The organism is Flavobacterium sp. H122, assembly GCF_004959765.1.
Lineage (GTDB): Bacteria > Bacteroidota > Bacteroidia > Flavobacteriales > Flavobacteriaceae > Flavobacterium.
This window is the reverse complement of the sequence record NZ_SJZD01000004.1, coordinates 135,650-160,160: the sequence shown is the minus strand read 5'-3', so window position 1 is coordinate 160,160 and position 24,511 is coordinate 135,650. Positions and strand designations below refer to the sequence as shown.

15 protein-coding genes are annotated in these 24,511 nt (G+C 34.4%); 9 read left to right on the top strand and 6 right to left on the bottom strand.

Going from position 1 to position 24,511, the window contains the following annotated elements; translation table 11 throughout:
- The first annotated feature begins 145 nt into the window (after window positions 1–145).
- From EZM65_RS07690 to lpdA, 4 genes are all read left to right on the top strand, one after another.
- A complete protein-coding gene (locus EZM65_RS07690) occupies window positions 146–598 on the top strand; it encodes an Lrp/AsnC family transcriptional regulator (RefSeq protein ID WP_136667971.1) in 453 nt (150 codons plus the stop codon).
- Window positions 588–1,019, top strand: coding sequence for an META domain-containing protein (locus EZM65_RS07685; protein ID WP_136667970.1), 432 nt, complete (start codon window positions 588–590; stop codon window positions 1,017–1,019). Before EZM65_RS07690 ends, EZM65_RS07685 begins: the two co-directional genes overlap by 11 nt.
- A 133-nt stretch (window positions 1,020–1,152) precedes the next feature.
- Window positions 1,153–1,344 (top strand): hypothetical protein, encoded by a 192-nt coding sequence (locus EZM65_RS07680; protein ID WP_136667969.1) that lies wholly within the window; start codon window positions 1,153–1,155, stop codon window positions 1,342–1,344.
- 207 nt (window positions 1,345–1,551) lie between these two features.
- The gene (gene lpdA, locus EZM65_RS07675; RefSeq protein WP_136667968.1) at window positions 1,552–2,955 is read left to right on the top strand and encodes a dihydrolipoyl dehydrogenase; all 1,404 of its coding nucleotides are present in this window, start codon (window positions 1,552–1,554) and stop codon (window positions 2,953–2,955) included.
- Window positions 2,956–3,035: 80 nt separating this feature from the next.
- Here the strand turns inward: lpdA and EZM65_RS07670 are convergent, their stop codons facing one another.
- From EZM65_RS07670 to hutI, 3 genes are all read right to left on the bottom strand, one after another.
- Window positions 3,036–4,754 carry a hypothetical protein gene (locus EZM65_RS07670; protein WP_136667967.1) on the bottom strand — a complete coding sequence of 573 codons (1,719 nt, stop codon included), beginning with the start codon at window positions 4,752–4,754 and terminating at the stop codon, window positions 3,036–3,038.
- Between the two features lie 100 nt (window positions 4,755–4,854).
- Entirely contained in the window at window positions 4,855–5,769 is a 915-nt protein-coding gene (locus tag EZM65_RS07665; protein WP_136667966.1) for a DUF4349 domain-containing protein, read from the bottom strand.
- Window positions 5,770–5,924: 155 nt separating this feature from the next.
- The gene (gene hutI, locus EZM65_RS07660) at window positions 5,925–7,160 is read right to left on the bottom strand and encodes an imidazolonepropionase (RefSeq protein WP_136667965.1); all 1,236 of its coding nucleotides are present in this window, start codon (window positions 7,158–7,160) and stop codon (window positions 5,925–5,927) included.
- 166 nt (window positions 7,161–7,326) lie between these two features.
- Between hutI and EZM65_RS07655 the strand changes: the two genes are divergently transcribed.
- The 3 genes from EZM65_RS07655 to EZM65_RS15510 all read left to right on the top strand — a co-directional run bounded on the left by EZM65_RS07655 (window position 7,327) and on the right by EZM65_RS15510 (window position 10,015).
- Window positions 7,327–8,583, top strand: a complete 1,257-nt coding sequence (locus EZM65_RS07655; RefSeq protein ID WP_169051672.1) for an OmpA family protein — start codon at window positions 7,327–7,329, stop codon at window positions 8,581–8,583.
- 107 nt (window positions 8,584–8,690) lie between these two features.
- Window positions 8,691–9,761: a magnesium/cobalt transporter CorA gene (corA, locus tag EZM65_RS07650; RefSeq protein ID WP_136667964.1), complete on the top strand. Its 1,071-nt coding sequence runs from the start codon at window positions 8,691–8,693 to the stop codon at window positions 9,759–9,761.
- 86 nt (window positions 9,762–9,847) lie between these two features.
- Window positions 9,848–10,015, top strand: a complete 168-nt coding sequence (locus tag EZM65_RS15510) for a hypothetical protein (protein WP_169051671.1) — start codon at window positions 9,848–9,850, stop codon at window positions 10,013–10,015.
- A gap of 56 nt (window positions 10,016–10,071) precedes the next feature.
- Here the strand turns inward: EZM65_RS15510 and EZM65_RS07645 are convergent, their stop codons facing one another.
- The gene (locus EZM65_RS07645) at window positions 10,072–12,621 is read right to left on the bottom strand and encodes an outer membrane beta-barrel family protein (protein WP_136667963.1); all 2,550 of its coding nucleotides are present in this window, start codon (window positions 12,619–12,621) and stop codon (window positions 10,072–10,074) included.
- A 68-nt stretch (window positions 12,622–12,689) separates the two neighbouring features.
- Window positions 12,690–13,031, bottom strand: a complete 342-nt coding sequence (arsC, locus tag EZM65_RS07640) for an arsenate reductase (glutaredoxin) (protein WP_136667962.1) — start codon at window positions 13,029–13,031, stop codon at window positions 12,690–12,692.
- Window positions 13,032–13,110: 79 nt separating this feature from the next.
- Here arsC and EZM65_RS07635 point away from each other — a divergent pair, with 79 nt between their 5' ends.
- Together EZM65_RS07635 and EZM65_RS07630 are read left to right on the top strand one after the other, a co-directional pair.
- Window positions 13,111–14,055: a CPBP family intramembrane glutamic endopeptidase gene (locus tag EZM65_RS07635; RefSeq protein ID WP_136667961.1), complete on the top strand. Its 945-nt coding sequence runs from the start codon at window positions 13,111–13,113 to the stop codon at window positions 14,053–14,055.
- A 6-nt stretch (window positions 14,056–14,061) separates the two neighbouring features.
- Complete coding sequence (locus EZM65_RS07630; protein WP_136667960.1) at window positions 14,062–15,099, top strand: AMP-binding protein; 1,038 nt, start codon at window positions 14,062–14,064, stop codon at window positions 15,097–15,099.
- Between the two features lie 156 nt (window positions 15,100–15,255).
- Here the strand turns inward: EZM65_RS07630 and EZM65_RS07625 are convergent, their stop codons facing one another.
- A complete protein-coding gene (locus tag EZM65_RS07625) occupies window positions 15,256–24,489 on the bottom strand; it encodes a neuraminidase-like domain-containing protein (RefSeq protein WP_136667959.1) in 9,234 nt (3,077 codons plus the stop codon).
- Window positions 24,490–24,511: the final 22 nt, after the last annotated feature.

Below are 24,511 nucleotides of genomic sequence, written 5' to 3'. Positions count from 1 at the left end.
TGTTTCTGCACGGTGTTCGGTAAATGTCTGTGAACTGTATTTCATTTTTTAAACATACTTCTGTTTTTTCTTTTTTAGGTTTAAAAATAGTTTTTTTTTCGGTTTTACATGAAAATGCAATACTTTTGCAGAAAATTATTATGTGATGGATGCAATTGATAAAAAACTTTTAAAATTACTGCAAACCGACAGCAAGCAAACAACCAAAGAACTTTCAATGAAATTAAATTTGTCAGTTACTGCGGTTTATGAGCGTATTAAAAAACTGGAGAAAGAAGGAGTTATAAAAAAATATGTGGCTCTGGTTGACCGTACAAAAATCAATAAAAACTATGTTGTTTTCTGTCATGTAAAATTAGTACAGCATAATCATGAGTTTATAGCCGATTTTGAAAAAGCGGTAATGCAGCTCAATGAAGTACTGGAATGTTTCCACGTAAGTGGCGATTATGATTATATCCTGAAAATTTGTGTAGCCAATATGGAAGAATACCGTGAGTTTATGGTTACCAAGCTCACTTCAATCAAGCACATAGGAAGTACACATTCCTCATTTATGATAGGCGAAGTAAAAAGTACCACTGTCTATGATATCTAAAAGGTTTTATATCTTTTTATTACTGTTTGCAGTATTGGTAGGATGTAATGTGACAACTAAACAGCCCTTATCAAATAGTTTAAAAAGAAAGTGGATGCTTGTAGCAATGGAAGATTTTTCCAGAGATACTTTGGTAAAATATGCCACATATATAGATTTAACAAGTTCCGATAATGCGGGTAGTGCATACATGGGTTGTAATACTATAGGGTTTAGGTATGAAATTTATTCAAAAGATAAAATCAAATTCTCTGATTTTATTTCAACTAAAATGTATTGTCAGCAGACCGGTAAAATTGAAGACGAATTCAGTCGTTTAATAGTTACAATGAATGGGTTTTCAACCCAGAATGCTCATAAATTAGTATTGGTTAATGAAGAGGGTAAACAGCTTCAGTTTGTTGCGGCCGATTGGGATTAAGTAATCCATGTCATTTGATTATTGATTTTCATTCTAAAAAATGTTTTACTAAATGTGAATATTATATTTCATACAATTTAATTGTAAGAAAAATATTACTTTTATGTTTTTAGTAATCATAATAAACAAAATCATGAAATCAAAAATTTTAAGCATTAAGGGAGCAGAAATGCTTTCAAATGAAAAATTAAAACAAATTAAAGGTGGAGCAAAAGTTGATTTATCACTTTGCGGCTGTTCATGCAGTGGATCAGTAACCGGACCGGATTATTGTGTTATTTATTTTGCATGCACACAAGGTTATACTTGTCAGGAAGAAATTTAATTGAAAATTAAAAATTAAAAAGCCGTCTGGATTATTCAGAGGGCTTTTTTTGTTAGAATCATTTTTGAAAAATCTAAATAGATCCAGTGATTTAAAATAATATTTTTGAACCATTTTGTGTTTTATTTTTTCAATAAACTAAATGTGTATTCACATAATTCCTTAATTTTGCTGATTTGAAAATAGAAATATAAAATAATAAATTATATGAGTTCATTTGACGTAGTGATAATAGGTTCAGGTCCTGGCGGTTATGTGTCGGCTATTCGTTGTGCACAGTTAGGAATGAAAACAGCTATTATTGAAAAATATGCAACCCTTGGCGGTACTTGTTTGAATGTAGGATGTATTCCTTCAAAAGCTTTGTTGGCTTCTTCACATCATTATGAAGAATTACAGCATTTTGCTGATCACGGAATTGAAGTTTCGGGAGAAGTAAAAGTAAATCTTCAAAAGATGATTGACCGTAAGCAGGCAGTTGTTGATCAAACAAGCGGTGGAGTTAAATTTTTAATGGACAAAAACAATATCACCGTTTATAATGGTGTGGGTTCTTTTGAAAGTGCTACTTCAATTGCAATTACTAAAGCAGATGGTTCAGTTGAAAAGATTGAAGCTAAAAATACAATCATTGCTACAGGTTCAAAACCATCATCTTTACCTTTCATTTCAATTGATAAAGAAAGAGTAATTACTTCTACCGAAGCTTTAAAACTAACAGAAGTCCCTAAACATTTAATCATCATTGGCGGTGGTGTAATAGGTTTAGAGTTAGGTCAGGTATATTTACGTTTAGGAGCTAAAGTATCTGTAGTTGAATTTATGGACAGAATTATTCCGGGAATGGACGGAGCTTTGTCAAAAGAATTGACTAAAGTTTTGAAAAAACAAGGCATGAAATTCTATACTTCTCACAAAGTAAAAGAAGTTACCCGTAACGGAAATGAAGTTATCGTAAAAGCTGACGATGCAAAAGGCAATGAAGTGGTTCTTGAAGGAGATTACGCATTAGTGGCTGTAGGCCGTCGTCCTTATACTGATGGATTAAATGCTGAAAAAGCAGGTGTTAAATTAACCGATAGGGGTCAAATAGAAGTTAACGATCATTTACAAACTTCGGCATCTAACATTTATGCAATTGGTGATGTAGTTCGTGGTGCTATGTTAGCTCACAAAGCTGAAGAAGAAGGTGTATTGGTTGCTGAATATTTAGCAGGTCAAAAACCGCACATCGATTATAACTTAATTCCTGGTGTAGTTTATACATGGCCTGAAGTTTCTGCTGTTGGTAAAACTGAAGAGCAATTAAAAGCTGAAGGTAAAAATTATAAAGTGGGTAATTTCCCATTCAAAGCGTTAGGCCGTGCCCGTGCAAGTGCTGATACTGATGGTTTCATTAAAATTTTAGCAGATGCTGCTACTGATGAAGTTTTAGGTGTTCACATGATTGGTGCCCGTGCTGCCGATTTGATTGCCGAAGCGGTAACAGCTATGGAATTCCGTGCTAGTGCCGAAGATATTTCAAGAATGTCACATGCTCACCCAACCTTTGCAGAAGCTATCAAGGAAGCTGCTTTAGACGCAACCGGAAAAAGAGCGTTACACGTTTAATTGTCATTCCATCTCGTCTGAAATACGAGAGAGGAATCTAATTATAGTAAAATCGTCTCATGTATACATGAGACGATTTTTTATTTTATTCTTGAAGTGGTAATTTTCACATCGGCATTTGTCCAAGCATCAGCGATAAGTTTATCCATTTCTGCTGCTTTGGTTTTATTATTAAGTTTTTCATAAGCCAATTTCATTCCCTGATATGCCCAGCTATTTTTAGGAAATTGTTTTAAATCTTCTTCATATATTTCAATGGCTTCATTATACTTTCCAGCTTCTATCAAAACAGCTCCCAGATGATGTCGGGTAGAGAAAAACCAATCAGGAGGTTCATTGTAATTTAAACCGTCTTCAATTTTTACTGTCTTCCGTAAGAGAGTAATACTTTGCGAATAATTTCTTTCAGAAGCAAGGATTTCGGCTTTAAGGACTTTAGCAGCAATATTTACAATAGAACTCATTGAATTGATTTGCCAAATGGTCATTTTTTCCAAATCTCTGTCATTAGCCAAAACATCCAATAATAATGATTCTTCTTTGGCCATTATAAAATTCTTTTTACCTAAATAGGCCATTCCTTTGGCATAATGCGAAATGGCTTTTGGATATTTCAGCGTATCTGAAACCAATTTCATTTCTAAAATAGCATCCCATTTACCAAATTTCACCGCAACAAAATATGGAATTACATAATAATGCTGCAGTGTTTCCAATCCAGGTAAAATCATGTTTTTAGGATGCACCAATTTTGATGTTTCGTTAGCACCTAACATCGCCCATTTCGAATTTCCTTCTAGTGTAGCTGTTCCTGCCATAAAATGATAATTATGTGGGTAATATGCCAGCGGATAAGCTCCTTGTGCATGACACAAGGTTACATAAGTACTATCAATTTTACAGGCATTAATATTAGCTAATGTTCCTTTATGATAATCGCCGGTCCTGATATAAATATGTGAAGACATATGTACTAAATGACCAAATGACTTAGCATTTCCATCATCAAAAAATTTGGCAGATGCATATCCTCGTTCTGGATTTTTTGAAGCTTCAACAGCATGAATGTAAAAATGGTTTGCTCCAATATGCTTAGGGTCTTTTTTGAGAATCTTTTCAAAAAGTAATACAATTTCCGGTGTCCATGGCTTTGGTTTTCCGTTTTTTTCGTATAAATCCCACGGATGTAAATCCATTACGGATTCTGCGTATAAAGCATTAATGTCTATGTCTTCAGGAAACTTTGTATTAACTTCTTTCATAGCTTTTGAATAAGCAATATCCAGATTCTTTCTATCATCGATAGGTTTTTCAATATATCGTTTGGACAGAGCTATAATTAAAGCTTTTTCCTTTTCTGTAGCTTTATCACTTAATTTTAATGCCGTTTGTATTGCTTTATAAGCTCTTTCATAATTATCAGGCTCCATTCCGGCATTGTAATTTGGACCTAAAACATACGCAAATCCCCAGTAACACATGGCACATTCAGGGTCAAGTTTAGTAGCATAATAAAAGGAACGCGCCGCTTCGGCATGATTGAATGCATAGGACAATGCCAGACCTTGATTAAAATATTTTTGAGCTTCGGTATTTTTGGTGGAGATTTTATAATTAATTACATCCATTCCCTCAAATAACGGCGCTTTATTATCAGAAGTATACCAGGCTGCATCTACAACCGGAGGCGCACAACTCATACCGTTCATGCCAATCACTGTTTTTTCATTTTGTGAGGCTTCTTTTTTGCAGGAAATAAACAAAACAGCAATTATCAGTAGAAAATATATTCGTTTCATAACTTTTCTATTTAGTTGGAAATAGTATAAAGTTACTCAAAATCAATGGCTTTGATGCATCAATACATGAAAAAATCCGCTATAGAAGCGGATTCATTATTTATTTTTTCAGAAACTTTTTATAGCCAAACCAGCCTAGAAAGCCCAATAAAATTATTCCCCACAATTGGAAAACAAAGGCTATAATGGCTTCAAGCATAAACCAACCGGTTTTTATGCTATCCCAAATTTGAAGTCCAATGTTGGGACGGTAAGCATTTATACTTTTTTCATTAGGAATCATTTCCTGTCTGACAGTCTGGTTTTGATAGATGGACAATGAGATGGTACTGAAATTTACCTGGTCATTCAGGCTTAAGTTTTCCAGTTTTGCCTGATCCTTATTTTCTTTTTTGGCATCCAGTTTATCTTCGGCTTCTATAACATTGTCTAATTTCTTTCCTTTAGAATCAATTGCTTTTTCCAACCTTTTTTCTGATGTTTCACCGCGTTTTTGAGCCAATTGGTTTGATAATAGTTTTAAAGATACATCATCGGCTTTAATGATTCTGTAATCCAGAAAATCAATTTGTTTGGCAATAGTTTTTATTACAGTATCCAATTGTCTGTTTGGAACTCTTATAGTTATTTCATTGGTTACAGCATATTTAGTAGTTATTAAAGTACTGTCCTGACTTACTTTGGTTTCGTCTTTTTCCAGAATGTCACTTTTTAAATCGGTGTAGGTTACAAAACCGCCAAATTTACTTGTAGCGTCTTCTATAACATACGTCGATTTAGCTACATCTTTAACTTTAAATTTTATATCGGCCGTTCGAATAAATTTCCTGTTGGATTTGGAATCTTCCCTGGCAGCGGAAGAGGAGACTATGCTTTTTTGGGCAGCAGAAGCAGTATCAACAGCTTCGGTTGCTTCAACAGCTTCTTCATAATTTTCAGCCACTTGCTCTTTGCAGGAGGAAACCAAAACTGAAAGCATCAATAATGCAATTCCAGTACGGAAATTTTTTTTCATAGATGTATTAATTAAAAGGTTAAAAATTTTATGAGTATGAAAGTAATTTTGTATCAATAAATCTATAATTTAATACTAAAATACGTACTAAAAATTATGCCAGAAATTTGACTTTCTGGCATAGGAACTGTTGTATTTTTGTTAAAATTTTTTGCTTAAATCAGTTTGCCTTCAATGAGTACATTTTCTATTAGATTACTTCCGAATTCGTAAGGCAATTGATAATAGGAGTGAACCGGTTTTGTTATAATGATGTTTGCTTTTTTTCCTTTGGTAATACTGCCGTGTGTATCAGAAATGCCCATTGCATAAGCGCCGTTTAGAGTTGCGGCATTAATAGCTTCTTCCGGCGTCATTTTCATTTTAATACAAGCTGTGGCAACCACAAAATTCATGTTGCCTGATGGAGTAGTCCCCGGATTGTAATCGGTGGCTAAAGCCAAAGGTAAACCGGCTTCCAGCATTTTACGGGCAGGAGTATAAGGAATACTGATAAAATAAGAGCAGCTGGGTAAAGCAACCGGCATTGTGATTGAATTTTTAAGCATTTCAATATCTTCATCTGTAACGATTTCAAGATGATCTACAGATAAAGCATTGTGTTTTACACATGCTTCAATACCCTTAATTGCTGTAAATTGGTTGACATGGATTTTTGCCTGCAAACCATATTTTTTACCGGCTTCCATGATTCTTTCGGTTTCTTCAACTGAAAAATAACCCGTTTCTAAAAATGCATCGATATAATCGGCCAAATTTTCCTGTGCTATTTTTGGCAGCATTTCATTAATAATCAAATCAATATATGCCGAATGGTTTTCTTTGTATTCCAATGGAAAAGCGTGTGCGCCTAAAAAAGTTGATTTTATTTTTATTGGGTAATTTTCAGCCAGCTTTTTAATCACACGAAGCATTTTTAGTTCTCCATCAACAGTTAAACCATAACCTGATTTTATTTCAATGGCACCAGTACCTTGTTTCATTACTTCCTCTAACCGGAGTTTTGATTCTTTGTAAATCTGTTCTTCAGATGTTTCATTTAACCGCTTCGCGGAGTTTAAAATTCCACCGCCACGGTTTGCTATTTCTTCATAGGATAATCCATTTATTCTATCAACAAATTCCTGTACACGATTTCCAGCATATACTAAATGGGTGTGACTGTCGCACCAAGCCGGTAAAACAACTTTACCTGAAGCATCTATTGTTTTGTCTGTATTTATCGTAGGACAATTATCCATTGAGCCATAATCAGTAATAACATCATTTTCAATTAATAAATAGGCATTATCTATTTTAGGCAGGTTTGCCATGTCTTTTCCGGAAATCTTATTGATGGATTCCTCTCTTACTTGTAAAAGTTCCTTGATGTTGATGATTAGCGTTTTCATCCTGCTTTTTTAATTAAAATTGAAGTGAAATTATTATGAGGCTAAGTTAGTTGGTTTTACTGCATTTGACAACTTAATAAGAAAATTAGTGCCAAAAAATACCTTTTTAAAATTATTGTTTTGAATATAATTCATTAATTTAGAGTAACTTATAAATTAACAAACTATGTCAGTAAACTTATTGGACTCATTAAAGGAGTATATTACGCCTGAGTTACTATCACAGGCAAGTGGCGCGTTAGGAGAGTCGGAAAGTGGGGTTTCCAACGCTATTTCATCAGCTTTGCCAACACTTTTAGGAGGGTTGTTAAACAAATCCGGAGATTCGAACGCTATGGGGAGTGTGATGGATTTAATTACCAAAAGTTCAGCGGATTCTGGTGGTATTCTGTCAAATTTAGGAGGCTTGCTCTCAGGAGGTAATTCTGAAGCTTCCGGAATAGGTTCAAGCTTGTTGAGCTTATTATTTGGAGGAAAACTTAGCAGTATAACTGATTTGATTGCAGGAGTTTCCGGGATTAAAAGTTCTTCTGCAGGATCTATTTTAGGAATGGCGGCACCGTTGTTATTGGGGCATTTGGGTAAATCAGGTATAACTTTATCAGGTTTAACCGGTTTATTATCTTCACAAAAAGAAAGTATTCTAGCTGCCGCACCGGCTGGCCTGGGAAGTGTTTTAGGATTTTCCGGGATTTCAGGAGGTTCTTTTGGAAGTGCTTCAGGCGGAACGACTGATGGTCATTCAGGAGACAGTGGATTTCCTAAATGGCTGATTCCTTTGCTGCTTATAGGTGCCGCTTTATTAGCATTGTATTATTTTACCAAAGGATGTAATAAGTCTGATATGGAATCATCAGATGTGAGTGTAGAAGCTGTTGATTCACTTGTTGGCAAAGCATCATCAGAAATGGATTCTGCCACAAGCGGGGCAGTAGATGCAATGGGTGATGCCGCTTCAGCATTGGGAAACTTTTTTAAATTCAAACTGCCAAACGGAGTTGAATTAAATGCTCCTGAAAAAGGTATTGAAAACCAATTGGTAACTTGGTTGAACGATAAATCAAAAGTTGTTGATAAAACTACCTGGTTTAATTTTGACCGTTTGCTGTTTGAAACAGGTAAATCAACATTAAAACCGGAATCACAGGAACAACTCAAAAATATTGCCGAAGTTTTAAAAGCATATCCTTCGGTTGAAATTAAATTAGGCGGTTATACAGATAATGTGGGCGATCCAAAAGCAAATTTAAAATTATCCGGCGACAGGGCTTCTTCGGTAATGAATGAATTGGTTAAATTAGGAATAGATGCCAAACGTATAGTTGCCGAAGGTTACGGCGATCAGCATCCGGTGGCTTCCAACGATACTGAGGAAGGCAGAGCCCAAAACAGAAGAATTGCAATACGTGTTACTAAAAAATAGGTTAGTTATTTTTAATTGAAGAAAAGCTGTCGGAATTAATTTTCGACAGTTTTTTTTATAAATACTTCCAAAGGATTTTTGTAATATTACTCGTAAATTAATGCAAAGTGCGAAAAATAAAATATAAAAAAGGTAGAAAAGTTATTCCAACTTACCTTGAGTATACGGGTATTCATAAAGATGTACCAACAGAAATGCAATTGTTTGTTTATGATGCAGAGGAGTTGACAGAATGTTCGCATGGTACATTTGAACAGATAATTGAAAATGTAGATTCAACGAAGCAAAATTGGCTTAATATTCACGGATTGACTGATTTGGAAAAAATTGTTCAAATAGGAGATTTTCTTCAAGTTGATAAGTTTATTCTTGGCGATATTCTTAATACTTCAAAACGTACAAAAATAGACGAACATCATGAAGTTCTTTTTTTTAATATAAAATCGATTCTTCCAGTTGCGAATTCTGATAATATTAAAGTAGAACAGCTTTCTTTTTTACTAAAAGATGGTATTTTAGCATCGTTTCAAGAAAAAAGAAGCGATTTTTTTCTGCATATTAGGGAAAGAATTAGAACGCGTTCAGGTATCGTAAGGGATAAAAAAATTGATTATTTATTGTATTTACTTTTGGATGCCGTAATGGAAAATTTTTACATTACTATCGAGACGGAAGAGGACAGAGTAGAAGAATTGATAAATTTGTCTAAAACGAGCTCCAAACCTTTAGTTCTTGAACAAATTGAAAAGCATAGAGATAATTTTAATTTTTTGAAGCGTTCCATTATTCCGTTACGAGATTCTTTATTTACTATTAAAAGTACTAAGGATGATGATGTTTTTAATGTAATTGAAAAGGAAAATTATAGTTTTTTTGAAAGATTACATCAAAAAAGTATGGAACTTCTAGAACAAATTGAGTATGATTTGATTTCGCTTGAGAGTGCTTCAAATTTTTATTTCTCATCACAAAATCATAAGATGAATGAAGTTATGAAAACATTGACCGTAGTTTCAGTGTTTTTCATGCCTTTGACTTTTATTGTTGGTGTTTATGGGATGAATTTTGATAATATGCCTGAACTTCATTGGAAATATGGTTATTTCATGGTTATAGGCTTTATGTTTATTTTGCTTGTTCTGATGGCAGTTTATTTTAAATGGCGCAAGTGGTTTTAAAGTGTTGAAAAAATAAATTCTATTTCTATTGACAAACACAAATTTTACCATTACTTTTGTAGGGTATACAAATAATTCCGGAAAACATGTTTGAATTTCAACAGTATTTAGGTTTTCTACTTTTCTTAACCGTTTTCACAATGGGATTCTGGTTAATGATTTTCTTGATAAATTTCGTATTCTACTGGATAGGAGGATATTTATGGGAGCAATTCAAAGAAAAGAGAGCTAACAGAGAAACCTTAGAACAATAAAAATTCTATTGTTTTAAAAAATAAAAAAGTCCCGATCAGGGACTTTTTTTATTGCTTTAACCTCCTATGTATTCATCACCTTCACCACCGTTTCCGTTGTTTTGACGTGGTTTTTGATCTCTTTCGTTTTTGGTTTTGTTAAATCTGTATGTAAAAGAAAGTGTAAAGGCTCTTCTTCTCCATTGCATTTCACTATGTGAATTTACTGAGGGAAGCTGCATATCCTGTATTCTTTTACGGGAATTAAACACGTCATTAACATTGAATGAAATTGTTCCCATATCTTTTAGAACATCCTTACTGAATGCCAGATTTGCTGCAAAAATTGCTTTGTTTGAACCTTGAGCCGTTTTTTGAGAAGCATTATAGGTGGCATTAGTTTGCCATTCAATTTTATAAGGAAGTGTAATTTTTGAAGTTACCCTGGTAAACCAACTCGTTGCATTTCTGTTGAAACTTTGAGTAATGACTTCGTTTTTACTGTTTGTGTAGGTATAGCTTCCTGTATTTTGACTATTGAAGAAATTGAAATTTCCGTTTAATTTCCACCATTTTTTGAAGTTGTAATTCAAAGTGAATTCAAAACCTAATCTGTCATTTTTACCTAAATTAAAAAATGTGTTTATGATAACAGGAGTTTTAATGTCCTCGCCGTCAACTACTGTGACAATTTCTCCGTCTACAATCACATCGGCTCCACCTACCGGTGTGAATACAAAATCACCACGTTCTTTACGAACCTGTTCAAAAGAATCTGTCGTATGATTGTAGTATAAAGAAGTGCTTAAAGTAAGTTTTTCCCATTTCTTTAAATATCCAAAATCATAAGCATCTGTATATGCTGGATTGATGTCCGGATTTCCCTGGAACAGGTTTACGTTACTCGTATAAGACGCAAACGGATTAATGAAACGGTCTCTTGGTCTTGAAATTCTTTTACTGTAATTTAATGAAATACTGCTGTTGTCACTTATTTCGTAAGTTAAAAATAAGCTGGGGAATAAGTTGTTGTATTTTTTTGTTTTGAAAATATTTGAGGTTAACTGATTGATTTCAATTTTTGAATCTTCAAATCGTAATCCAGCCAAATAAGAGAACTTATTGATTTTAGATCCAAATTGTGTATAAAAAGCCGTTACATTTTCATTATACTCCAGAATGTTTGTAAACTCATCGATATTGGTATACGGACTTGTTTGTGTTTTTCTTTCCTCAACCTGATAATCAGCAGTTGTCTTTACATAATTTCCTCTGAAACCAGCTTCAAATTGTGATTTTTTACCCATAGGAAGCACGTAATCAGCCTGAAATAAATTTCGTTGCTGTGTATCATTTTTACGGGTTCTTTCTGACGAGACAAATTCATTGTTGTCCAAAATAATCCCTTCAATGTTTGAGTTGTCTTTATCTTTATTTAAAGATATTGAAATATCGGCAGTTAATTTATGTCCGTCTTTATTAAATTTTTTGATAAAATTTAATAAATACTCTACATTTTCACTGGTTGATTTTAGGTCATTAAATCTTTGTCTGGTGTTTAAATATTGACCGGATGCGTCATAATTATAATATAGAACATTTTCCAGATTACCTCCTTCATTTTTTCTTATGTTCATTGAATTTGTCCATGAAGTTGACTTGTCCAATAAGAGCTCCATTCCAAAGTTTGCATTAAGACCCTCACTAAAACGATTATTTTTTCTTCGTTCGTTTAAAATTGATTTTAAATCACCGTTTTCATCAAAATTTTGTTGGTCAATTTTTATATTCCCGGGATTGTTTCTATTGTTGTAACCAATTGTGGTGAAGAAATTGGAATGTTCCTGTTTGAAATTTAAGTTAGCGGAAAGTCCTGTATTTCTTGGATCTCCCACAGAAGCAACAAACGTCCCGTTAACGCCCTGGTTTTTTCCTTTTTTTAGAATTATGTTTATAATTCCTCCTCCACCTTCGGCATCGTATCTGGCAGACGGATTTGTAACGATTTCTACTTTTTCAATTGCTTCAGCAGAAATAAGTTTTAATGCATCATTAATGTTGCCCATATTTGACGGCTTGCCGTCAATTAAGATACGTACACTTTCATTTCCTCTTAACGAAACAGTACCTTCCGCATCGACAGCTACCGATGGAACGTTATCCAGCACATCACTTACCGTTCCGCCTCTTACCATGATATCTTTACCTACAGTATATACTTTTTTATCCAATTTTATATCTACAGTAGTTTTTTCAGAACGGACAACAATTTCATCTAAAGTTTTTGTATCCTGAGTTAATGCAACAGCACCAACATTTGTATCGTTTGTAAATGTTTTTACCGGTGACAGCAGGGTTTTGAATGATAAATATTCATATTTGATAATGAAGTTCCCCGGGCTTATTTGAAGCGTGAATTCACCTTTTAAATCAGTAATTGCCCCTGTTACCGGTTTGTTGGTGTTTTCTCCAATTACCGTAACTGTTGCGTATTCCAAAGGCTGTGAAGTAGCTTTATCTATAAGTTTTCCTGAAATTGTAATTTTTTTTCCAGTTTGCTTCTCTTGACTTAAAGTTAAATTTGAAAAAAGTAGGGTTAGTACTAGTAGGGGTAAAAAATTCTTCATTTTGCTCAAGTTAAGCGACAAAAATACTTTCTTCAATCAGTATTCTTTCACAAAAGAATGTTAAAGAACTATAATATTTCTTTAATTTTTTCTGTTGGGCGAGCAATTACCGCTTTATTTCCTTTCACTACGATAGGGCGTTCAATCAGCTTTGGATTTTCAACCATAGCCTGAATAACCTGTTCTTCGCTAAGGTTTTTATCTTTATAATTCTCAATCCAGATTGATTCCTTTTTTCGCACTAATTCAATAGCTGAAATATCAAGTTTTTTTAATAATTCCTTTAACTCTTCTTTTGATGGGACATTTTCCAGATAATTGATTACTTTAAAATCATTTTTTGATTCTTCAAGAAAACAAACACCCTCTCTTGATTTTGAACAACGTGAATTGTGGTAAATGGTTATCATTATTTTTGAATTGTTTTGTATATTTTTGATGTAACAAAAGTATATGTATTTATACTTATTTTAAAGAAATTTTAGTCTTATGTTTTTAATCAAAGCCTTTTTGCCGAATAATCATTTTTGGAAATATATTGTAGGATCAGTTCTTTTAGTAATAGCTTCAGTTATTGGCCAATTACCATTATTGGGTGCTGTTGTTTATAAATTGGCATCTACTGGAAAAAACCTTTATAATATGGATGAATCACAAATGATGTCGGTTTTGGATAAAAATTCCACATTGTTTCTGATGCTTTTGTCATTTGCTTTTGTTTTTTTTACGGTTCCTTTGGTCACAAAATGGATACATAATCAGAAGTTTAAAGATGTAGTTACTTCAAGAAAGAAAGTCGACTGGAGCAGAATATTTTTTTCCTTTTCGCTTTGGGCTGTTTTCCAGATTGTTGTAACTGTCATAAGCTATTACGCTTCACCTGAAGATTTTGTATGGAATTTTCAATTAAAACCATTTCTAATACTTTTCATTATTGCGGTTATAATGATTCCGTTGCAAACCAGTGCGGAAGAATTAATGTTCAGAGGGTATTTGATGCAGGGATTTGGTTTACTGGCAAAGAATAAATGGTTTCCTTTGATAGTGACTTCGGTAATTTTTGGAAGCCTGCACTTTTTTAATCCGGAAGTTGCTAAAATGGGTAATATTGTAATGGTGTATTATATAGGGACAGGATTGTTTTTAGGAATTTTAACGCTTATGGATGAAGGCATGGAATTATCATTAGGTTTTCACGCCGCAAATAATTTGATAACAGCATTGTTGGTAACATCAGAATGGTCTGCGTTACAAACCCATTCTATTTTAAAAGATGTTTCTGATCCAAGTGCAGGATTTGAAGTTGTATTGCCTGTATTTGTAATTTTTCCGGTATTATTAATTGTTTTTGCTAAAAAATACGGTTGGACTGATTGGAAAGAAAAATTAACTGGAAAGATTACGACTCCAATTGTAGAAGTAATTAATAAGTAATGCCGAATGAATAAAATTCATCCTGAGTTTCAATTAAACGGAAAAAAATATGCTGCACAGCAACTTAGTCAATGGGCAAAGGATAAACTGAATTCGAATCTGGAATTTGAAACAGATTGTGCTTCTTTCTTATTAGATTGGTTGAGTGATTCTGATAAAATTCAGGTAAAAACTTCAGGAACAACAGGAACCTCAAAAAATATTGAAATTGCAAAAAAGGCAATGGTTAACTCAGCTGTTGCTACGGGTGATTTTTTTGAATTAAAAGAAAGAACTTCGGCTTTATGCTGCTTACCTGTTAAGTATATTGCGGGAAAGATGATGTTGGTACGGGCAATGATATTAGGTTGGCATATTGATGTAGTTGAACCTTCTTCAAATCCTTTAGCTAATACTGTTAATTGCTATGATTTTGTGGCTATGGTGCCTTTGCAGGTTGAAAATTCTATAAATAATCTACATAAAGTAAAAATATTGTTGGTTGGCGGTGCACAAGTTAATTTTGGACTGGCTAATGAATTAAGCAAAATACAATGTAATGCATACGAGTCCTATAGTATGACTGAAACTGTTACTCATGTGGCTTTAAAAAAAATAGGAGAGAAGACATTCAAAGTTCTGCCAAATGTTTCAATTGCAATTGATGAAAGGAATTGTTTGGTTATAGATGCTCCTTTACTGAATCCAGAAAAATTAGTTACAAACGATATAGTAGAATTGATTTCTGAGTCTGAATTTATCTGGAAGGGCAGGGCAGACAATGTTATCAACAGCGGAGGGGTTAAATTATTTCCTGAACAGATTGAGGAAAAGTTATTGAAAAAAATAACAAAAAGGTTCTTTATAGCCGGAATTCCAGATGATAAATTAGGTGAAAGAGTAATTCTGTTTATTGAAGGAAAGGAGTATGAGATTGCTCCTTCAGTTTTTAAAGAATTGGATAAATATGAAAAACCAAAACAAATTTCTTTTGTGCACCAATTTTTAGAAACAGAAACCGGAAAAATCAAAAGAAAAGAGATTGTAAGGCAGTTTTTGTCTTGAAATCTGTTCCCAAATTTATTTAAAGAAATACTTCTTATTCTTTTAATTGCAGACGGATGAAATTTTAGACAAAGACCCCTATTTGTGAAAAAGGGCTCAACCATAAAAAGTCAAACCCCATTTTTTAATCCTAAAAAAAAAACATTTTAATTACATTTAAAATTTATATTTTACAACTATTAATAATTCCTCCAGTTTTGATTTATCAGTTTCTGCAATTGACAGACTAAATGGGTCATTAAGTTTTATATCCGAATTAATACCCCGATATAGATTCAATTCACCTGCTTTCGAAAGATCTATTGTTTCACTTTCATTGATGTTAATCGTAAAACCAGCTGGATTGTCTTTGACTTTTGCAAGAAACATGACTTGCTCGATATTGACAGATTCTAATGTCTGTGCTAAATATGGTAATCGTGTTTTATCAATATTCAATTCAACTTCTACTGATTTCTTGAACAAATGCCATTCATTAGGGAAATCGTGCTTCATATTTAGTGCTAAATGTAAACCTGTTTCATTCAATTGTTGTTTAATATTTTCCAATTGTTTGAAGACGGTTTTTGCAGCGTTTAATTTTAGTCGCTCTCCACCTTCGTTGGCTGTATATCTGATATGTATAATGACATCGGCTATTGTGGCATAGTCAAATTGACGTATTTCGGGTAATTCCAAGCACCATTTACTAATAACACCGGCACCTTCAAACGGCAGGTAACGTTCATCTTTAAAATTCAGTTCAAACATACCACTGTCATTCTGACCAGTACTGGTTGCAATAGCATTAATTGGAATTCGGTAGGTACTGAAACGATCATCGGTTTCATCTGTATTCTCTTCATATGTTTTACCACCTATAGCAGTATTTCGGAATTTATTTTCCAATAGACTGAATTTAGCATTGACCCCGGTATATGGGCCGACTATACATGGCATTGAAACCGATACCGATTTAATACGGCGTTTGTATTGTCCGGGATAATCCATGTCAAATAACACTTCGGGAATTTCAAACTCACACTTGCCCGTTTCTCTAAGTTGAATGAGTGCCAATGGACTTAATAGACATAAAGACACATGTTTTGTGATTTCATAATCATAACCGCGTTCGTTTTGGTAAGCGGCTTCCAATTGTTTTAATCCGACATAAAGTTGCTCCCCGGCAAGCAAGCCATCACGTCCGGCATCCCAATAACCGGCTTGTATGAAATTGGAATTGCTGATGCCCCGCTCAAAACGATATACTTTTTCGGCTTTTCTGGACAACTCATACGCCAAACTATACACCTGATGGTACAGCGTTTTAAGGCTACCCCGCATCCAGGTATACAATTCTTCATTTGTATATTTATTTTTTAAGAATTCTTCCACTTCCATTGCATTATCAATCATTTTTTGCTGATTGGCAATTTCCTGATTGGCAATGGCTATGCGAATTTTTTGGGCTGTAATTTGCTTATCTATTTGTTTAATTTCATAACCTGCTGCATTTGCCTGCATTACACGGTCTTGTAAAGCGCGTTTGAAGTTTCCTTTTTTGCCCGCGTTTGAAGATTCAAAAGAATATTGGGACGCTATAATTTGGATAACTTTTGAAGCAGCATTAGCAGCATTACCAAAATGACTTCCTCCTAATTTAGCTTGACCACCAATACCAAATGGCATTGCAGCAATAGTGGCGTCTGGTAATGCATGAAAAATTCCTGATAATGCTTCCACTATACTTGCTCCCATTTGCCAACCATGAGCCACATGAGATTTATCATATTCTTCTTTTTCAAAAGAAATGAGTTTTAATCCACTTTCATCAATTGGTGCTTCAATGCTGTTGGCAATTTCAGCAAATTCGGCATCCAATTCTGGGACTTTACCTAAATCTTCTCCAATCAATTGAAGATAATACTTCATTCGGTGTTCCGGGCTTTTACGGTTCTGCTCCAAGCCATCCATGTTTTTCTGCGCTTCTTCCAACTGCATTTTTTTAATTTCCATTACCAGATTGTGCATGGCACTTTCATGTTTGGAGCGGATTAATGCAATGGCTTCATTGTCTTTTTTCTCGATTGCCGAGAGTAAAGCATTTCCCATGGATTTTAATTCGCCACAAAGTTCCAGTGCTTTTTGCAGTAAATAGTAAAAGCGATAGTTGGGCATTGGGGTATTCAAATCATTTATCACCGAAGCAATGCTTAATCCTTGTGCAGCAGCTTTTACCAATAGGGCAGGATCAATAGGAGGTTCGAACAATGGCAGTTTTCGGAATACTCCTTCGATATTTTCACAGTGCCGTATTTTATATAATCTATCAGCAATGGTATCCCAATAGCCCATGAGTTTAGGATTATTCGGAATACAGAAATAGAGAGAAGAGGCCAAACCGAATGTATTTGCAAATGCCAATTCGCCATTGACTGCCCCAAAAGGGAGTGTGGTTTGGTTGCTGAAAGGCACGGTCAATTCCAATTCTACCATGGCATTGCCAAAAGCATCCCATTTGTCCAATAAACCGATATAGGTTTGTGGTTTTAGAGTGCCTCGCTTAGGGATAATCATTGGACGAGGTCCTAGAATATGTCCTGCCAGTATATAGAGTTGGGTTGCCTGATTTATACTTTCAATAGTATCCTGACGGAACAAATAATCGCCCCATGCCACCAGATTATCAATATATTTCATCACAACCCATTTCATGTAGGCCACCGGACGGTTACGTGCCACCAAGTGAGGCATAAAAGGCTTGTTACGCCATTCGCTAATGGTTTGATCTGCTGTATTTGGTTTAAGATTATTGAAAATACTGTCTAAAATTCTTTGACAGTTTATATCCTTAAATGGGGCAAATTGCCAAAATCGATTGTCATCAGAACCTTCCGCAATTGGATTAAACACAAAATGATACCATTTCATGGCTTCTTCAAATTGTTGCGATTTACTCAATGCATCCGCCAGCATCAGTGGTGTGTGTAGAAACAGTTCCCAATTGTATAATGAGTAAGGACGTTTGAGTTCATGAAAAATATTCTGTGAGGTAGAATCATTATCATAATGGAAACCAAAAGCATCATCTTTTAATTCCTTATTTTGTAGTGCTGTTAAATCGTTATCATTACCGACTTTTAAATTGTATTGAAAAAATTGGTTTAATTTTCCTAAATTGATTTCTCCAAGCAGATTGCTTGTGTCTGGGTGGTAAAAGTTTGTGATATTGGTAAGTTTGATTGTAGACGAAGTCGTATTATCATCATGTAATACGGGAGATTTTACCCAACTACCGTTTTTTATTAGTAAAGGTTCTAAAAATAAATTTGTTGAATTGTTTTTGTGAAAATATTTTGGAAGAGGTATAGTTGGATTCAATAGAGGTAAAATCCCCGTAGTTTTTAAATACCTTATCTGACTGCCATTAAATTCGAATTCAAAAACTTTCAAATCAGCATCTGTTTCATCCTCTACTTGGATAATGAGACCTCTATTGTCGCTTATGTTTGGAATCAGCTTGAAATTTTCTATAGCAGGAAGTTTTGTTGTCCAAGTTGTATCGGCAGCATCTTTACTCAATTGCTTTTGTGTCCATTTACCATTTCGGTACTCGCTCCATGCCAGTTTTATTTCATAATATTCAACAGGATTTAGTTGCTCTGGTGTAACATTGTTTCCTATATGGCTTATTGTTTTATTTTGAACATTGGAATCTTGACGAGGTTTTGTTTTTTTTGCAATCTGTGGAAAGAAAATTAATAAACGACCATTCCATGCTACCGGTGTCAGATAGCATCCATTATCAATAAGAACACCATTTGCATCTTCCACATCATAACTCGGTATATCCACCTGCATTTTTTCCCAAGGATACCAATTCATTTCATCCAAAGCCAAATAGCGATAGAAGAAAAAATAGGGTGCATTTCGGGTACGCGAGAAGACATGGAGTTTCGAATTTTTGGGCCATGGTTCATCTCCGGTTTTTGATCCATCAATATACAAGCCTACCACTTCCATATTAGCCACCTCATCTATTTTGTAGAGATACGATTTTAACGCATCGGTTACATTTTGTTTATTGATGTCTTTTTGCAGTAATTCACTTTCCAGTTCTTTGAAAAATGGGCTTTTATCATCTCGCAGGTTGCTTTCTATCCAATTTTCGGGATATAGGAAAACTTTGCGATTGGCTTCCCATACTCTGTATCGCTGCATCCATTCCCAACGTCCTCTATCCAACACATCCGGATTAATTCCGCTGTGTTCTTCCTCCAATCCCAAGAAACAACGTTGCACAAATAACTGTACGGATGACAAAGCTTGTTTTATTCTTGAAGTTTCCATACAGGCATCCATTTGAACATCTATCAAAAAATATTCAAATAAACCATCAGCATCCGTTACTCCCCAATCTATTAATGTTTGTTGTTGCAGTAAAAAACCAATCAACGCTTCTTTCTGATTATTGCGCAATTTATCGTTCAATGGTTTTATAACTTGTTCCCAGTCTGTTTGGTTGTATTTGGCCCGAATTGCATTTTTTATGCTGTCGGCAATGATCCTGCATTTATTAAATTTAGAAGTAGGGATTGCCCAATCAAAAAGCAAATCAATATCCACGCTTATCTTATCGACAACAGTTAATGCGCATTGCAGTTTTAGCAGATTTTTTTCATTGTGGTAATCCTTAAGCTGTCTTATATTGAAATGATTTGTGTCAGTCAATTTGTCAATCCGCTCTTTTTTCCATGTTGTGAGCTCAGCAATTTTACCGCTCAATAAGGTAACATCAGATGCCGGATTATAAGTCCAATTCCAAAAGTCCAGTAGGTTCAATTCAGATTGTGGTAAAGAGTTTCGTAATCGGGTATAGGCATCCAAACGCAACCAATGTGGAAATGTCAATAGGTTAAAATCCAGATTATCGAAATGAACTTTGTTTTTTTTCAGAAACTGAATTTCATCGGTACTCAAATTAAAATTAGTAACCAGCATGGCCATTTTTTTTAACGCAATTAAAGCCGGTTCGCATTGCTGAGAAGCAAAGTCGGGAATTAATGCCGATGAAGGAACAGCTGTAATGGCAGAAGCGGTTGTTTTCCAATGGATATTTTTTAATTCGATGTTAGTAGCAGATAATTTATATAATTTGCCGGACTGGAGTACAATATCGTCGCTCCACCATTCATTTGTAGGATCCTCCTGGACTGTAAAATTTAATAGCGTACCATCAATACTGAGTACCGGTTGGACATCACTGTTTTTAATCACAAAAGTATAGGTAGCGTTTGCCCCCGGAATTAAATATCCGTTCCAATTGCTTTCAACAGGCTTGCTGCTTTCTTTTATTTTTTCAAAGATGCTGAACAGTGAAACAGGTGTACTTCCTATTTTCAGTATATCTGAAATTAATATATCGGTAATGTTGGATTGTAAACCCATTATACCGGACAAAGTGTTTACAATAAAACGATGACTCAGTTCCTGGCGCAGGTAAGGCATGAAAATTTCTAAAAAAGCTGTTCTTTTTTGAGGAGCTGTATTAATATCAGGTTCTCCATCAGGTATTTTATCAATTGGTACGCTGATGTCGCCTGCTTTAATTATTGTTTGCAACGCTGTTTTTTGAACATCTGTTTTGGTTTTTTCAGTCTCAAAAACTTTAGACAACAATTCATTGAATTGTTTTTTTTGCTGTTTTTCAATTCTGTTTAATGCCGATGCCCAATTGGGATCATTGTTCAGTGCTTTATAATCAATGCTTTCCGCCTCAGTTAAGATACCGGTGATTTGAACGCTGCCATTTTCTTTATCATACTTTAGTTTTTTATGAAGTGTTTTGTCCTCCGCTAATGTGTACACTATGTTTTTAGGGGCATTGGTTATATATATATTTGAACCTTCCAGTATGCCAATAACTTTTTCAATAATATCTGTTTCAAACAGTAAACTTGCTTTAGCTCTTACGATTTCCGTGGTTGCTTTTTCATTGAGATTGATTTTTTGCAATACCGCATCGGTAATTGCGGCATCTGCTTTTATATCCTGATGTGTTTCGTCAATTGTATTTAATCCATCATAGATGGATTTTGCCAAAAGTAAAATTGATTTTTTTGTAGGTTTAAAAGGCTTTTTATCGTCATCAAAATTTCTAATGATATAATTTAACTCTTGCGGTGTAAAACCGGCATCATCAATTTTGGAAAGATTTTTTATAAACTTAAGTGTGCTGTGTGCATCATCGAACACCTTTTCCAATAATGGTACAATACGCATAAATACAGGAATCTTATATCCTAACACTTTTGAAAGCAAACGGTAACGAAAAAGTATTGACAGGTTACTGAGTGTTAATTCATCAGTCATATCTGTTGCCTTCATGACAGCTTGCAAATCGTCAGCCGTATAATTTAAGGCGGCCATCACCACCGGAGTATGTTCGCTGATTTTAGCATTTGAAGTAAGATAATTGCCATTCGCATTGGCTTTAAAAACCTTATCAATGCCCAATACATTATGAGTTAGAAAAAGTCTTTTGTAGAGCGAATTTTCCCCTGTTGTACTGATATCTCTCCAAAAAGCAAGTAATTTTATTAACTCAATACCTGTTTTATCCAATAGTTTTTTTACGGCAGCTAATTGATGTATCAGGGTTGTTGAAATGGCATGATTAGGATTGCATTTGGCATTTTCACTACATTCATCACAATCACAATCATCGCAATCTGAAGTATCACAATCATCATTGCAATCGTCACAAATTGAATCATCAGTAATAACATCATTGTTTTCAGTTTGTTGCAATTTTTGCTCACTTAATCCAATAATTGCTTTGTCAATTTCATCTATTGTCCAGCCTAATTTTCTCCACAAACGGATAAAACGATGCATTTTATCATATTCTTCTATTGTTAAGGGAGAACCATCCAAATGTTGCAGCAGTGCGGTATTTAAATCACAACTGTCTTTTTGCTCTAAGAACACCAGATATACTTCTCCATCAATTACATAGAAGATGCCTTTTTCACCTTTTTCACCTTTAAATTCTATGTTTTTCCATTTTTCGGTATCAATTTCTTCATTATTTAATACAGAAACTTTTCCTGTTTTTTTATCAATTTGACCTATTTCAGATTGATAATTACCTTTCGTTTTAAATATTTTGCAATCTATAACCTTTATACCATCTCCCGTATCATAATTTATTGAGTTATTATTAAATATTATGTCACCATTCACGCATCCTTTACCACTTTCTATAACTATCATTTTGCCTATTTTCTCAAAATGACATTTCACCCAACAGATGATGTCTTTGTCGCTTATTTCGATTTTGTCTTTGCAGGTGCCCGGACAGCTAAGTGATTTTTTGTTTGTTAGTATTTCAATCTGATCTTTAAGTATTGGTAATAAATCGGCAAATTTTTCCAATTTCACTAAGTCTTCGGCCATTTTATCAATACCGTGTATTTTGGCATAGTTTTGTAAAAACCGGTAACTGAAACGCAAACTTTCCATTATGGTTTTCGACTTTCCTTTTGGTACTAACGGATTGATAAACTCCGTTCTAAGCAGATCTACCAAATTGAAATAATCAATTCCCGTGCGTCGTAAAAATTCCTTTTTGATTAATGTGAGCCCGTTATCGCTGAGCATTGCTGCATCGTCATCATAACCGTAATATTCGCCCACTGATCTCACACCAATCAGTTCTTCGTATTCCGAATCGGTAAATGTTTTATTTTTCAGTTTATTCATCAGAGCCTTACTTTCAAAACATTCCTTTGTGAGTATGATGTATTCTTCCTTTGTAATATTTAAAAATTCGGCATCGGATGCCCCATTTAAAGCCTCGTCTTTTAGTTTCGTCAATTCAGTATCGTTGCTTACATTGTTTTTTCGGAATTTATGGATTACTTCATAACGGTTTGTTCCTAAATAATCCAAATAAATTCTGGAAGCATTAATTGGCTGATGATAGGGGAGGGTAAAAGGATATACTTCATTTTTCAAGATGCAATACGCCTGGTATTCGGTATGTTGAGGTTCGGCAAGCAGCTCACTGCTGGTTTCATCTTCTACATTAAAAGGTTTCAGATGTTTGAATGCCACATAACTTTCCATGACTTCATTTACCAAGTCAACGTAGGGTAAAATTGTATTGGTATTTTTGCAGGTCAATTCCAAACAACCTAAATCAGGACGGCGGTTGAATAGTTTTTCCAATGGAGTTCCGGAAATATCTTTTAAATCGGCCTTTATTTTTAATGAAGGATCTATTTCACTCTGATTGAAATCAAGATTATTGTTTCTTAAATATTGTAATAATTCCACATAATAGGCTGCGGCACTGTAGACAGATGTACATTCACCACATTCACAAATGTCCGCATCTCCAAAAAGTAAATCCCATGATAAATAGTGTTTTTCTATACTATCAATTGTGGCTTGGTCGGGGGTATATTTAAATGCTGCATTTTTAATATCCATAGCCTCCGAAGCCATTTTAGAATGATTGCTATTATCCAACTTCATACTTTTATCAATCATGGCAATGCCTGTATTTTGACTGGCTTCTTTTAATGCCATTAAAGCATGTTCATTGCGTACGCGTGTTTGTTGTGCATTGGTATGGATTTGTAACACTGTTTTTTCGTCCAATCCTCTATTACTCATCAGAGTTTTGAATTGTGCGGGAGGTATATCGGAAATTTGAAATGCGGTATGTAGTTTGGCATCGTACAAAGCAGGAATAGCATCAGCAACGGGACTAACGGCAACAATTCGCTGTAACGTTTTTAATTCTATTTGAAGAGGCTCGTGTAATTCAATAGGTATTTCCTTGAATAACTCTTTATTTTTCAGTACTTCATATATCGAGTGGGTTCTGATATTAAAATCCTGTCGTTTTTCTAAAATCCTGGCAACGTTTGTACCTACTGCTGTATTCAGCACAGATACCTGAGGATCCTTTATCATATTGACAACAACAGCCGTAGGTTCGTATTGAAACAGTTTTTGATGCAAGGCTATGGTAAATGATCTTTTAGCTTCATCCGACTTCCCACTTGCAATACCTTTCACCTTTTGGGAAAAGGCATCTTTGTTAAAATTTAAAGCAATATCACGCATCGAGAGTAACTTATCATCTTTTTGAAAAAGCTCTACAACCGCTTTATTGTCATTACTCCATTCGGACAAGTAGTGCGTAAACTCTAGATTTTTCACCATTGCAGGAGTAAAACTTTTGTCTTTATTCAGTTCACTTTTTATCTTAATCCAATTTCCGCTATGGGTATTATAAATAGTGTTGAATTTTTTGAAGTGATCATCGTCTTTTAAATCAAATTTAAAAAGGCCAAGTTTTATTTTGATTGGATTTTGGTTGTCAGATTGTGTTGCCATGATATTGCTATTATTTAATTAT

Bases quoted from the DNA above. Each gene is read 5' to 3' on its own strand.
- EZM65_RS07655 (WP_169051672.1), top strand. From the start codon at position 7,327: ATGTCAGTAAACTTATTGGACTCATTAAAGGAGTATATTACGCCTGAG.
- EZM65_RS07625 (WP_136667959.1), bottom strand. From the start codon at position 24,489: ATGGCAACACAATCTGACAACCAAAATCCAATCAAAATAAAACTTGGC.
- EZM65_RS07630 (WP_136667960.1), top strand. From the start codon at position 14,062: ATGAATAAAATTCATCCTGAGTTTCAATTAAACGGAAAAAAATATGCT.
- EZM65_RS07685 (WP_136667970.1), top strand. From the start codon at position 588: ATGATATCTAAAAGGTTTTATATCTTTTTATTACTGTTTGCAGTATTG.
- lpdA (WP_136667968.1), top strand. From the start codon at position 1,552: ATGAGTTCATTTGACGTAGTGATAATAGGTTCAGGTCCTGGCGGTTAT.
- EZM65_RS07635 (WP_136667961.1), top strand. From the start codon at position 13,111: ATGTTTTTAATCAAAGCCTTTTTGCCGAATAATCATTTTTGGAAATAT.
- arsC (WP_136667962.1), bottom strand. From the start codon at position 13,031: ATGATAACCATTTACCACAATTCACGTTGTTCAAAATCAAGAGAGGGT.
- EZM65_RS07670 (WP_136667967.1), bottom strand. From the start codon at position 4,754: ATGAAACGAATATATTTTCTACTGATAATTGCTGTTTTGTTTATTTCC.
- EZM65_RS07690 (WP_136667971.1), top strand. From the start codon at position 146: ATGGATGCAATTGATAAAAAACTTTTAAAATTACTGCAAACCGACAGC.
- hutI (WP_136667965.1), bottom strand. From the start codon at position 7,160: ATGAAAACGCTAATCATCAACATCAAGGAACTTTTACAAGTAAGAGAG.
- EZM65_RS15510 (WP_169051671.1), top strand. From the start codon at position 9,848: ATGTTTGAATTTCAACAGTATTTAGGTTTTCTACTTTTCTTAACCGTT.
- EZM65_RS07680 (WP_136667969.1), top strand. From the start codon at position 1,153: ATGAAATCAAAAATTTTAAGCATTAAGGGAGCAGAAATGCTTTCAAAT.
- EZM65_RS07665 (WP_136667966.1), bottom strand. From the start codon at position 5,769: ATGAAAAAAAATTTCCGTACTGGAATTGCATTATTGATGCTTTCAGTT.
- EZM65_RS07645 (WP_136667963.1), bottom strand. From the start codon at position 12,621: ATGAAGAATTTTTTACCCCTACTAGTACTAACCCTACTTTTTTCAAAT.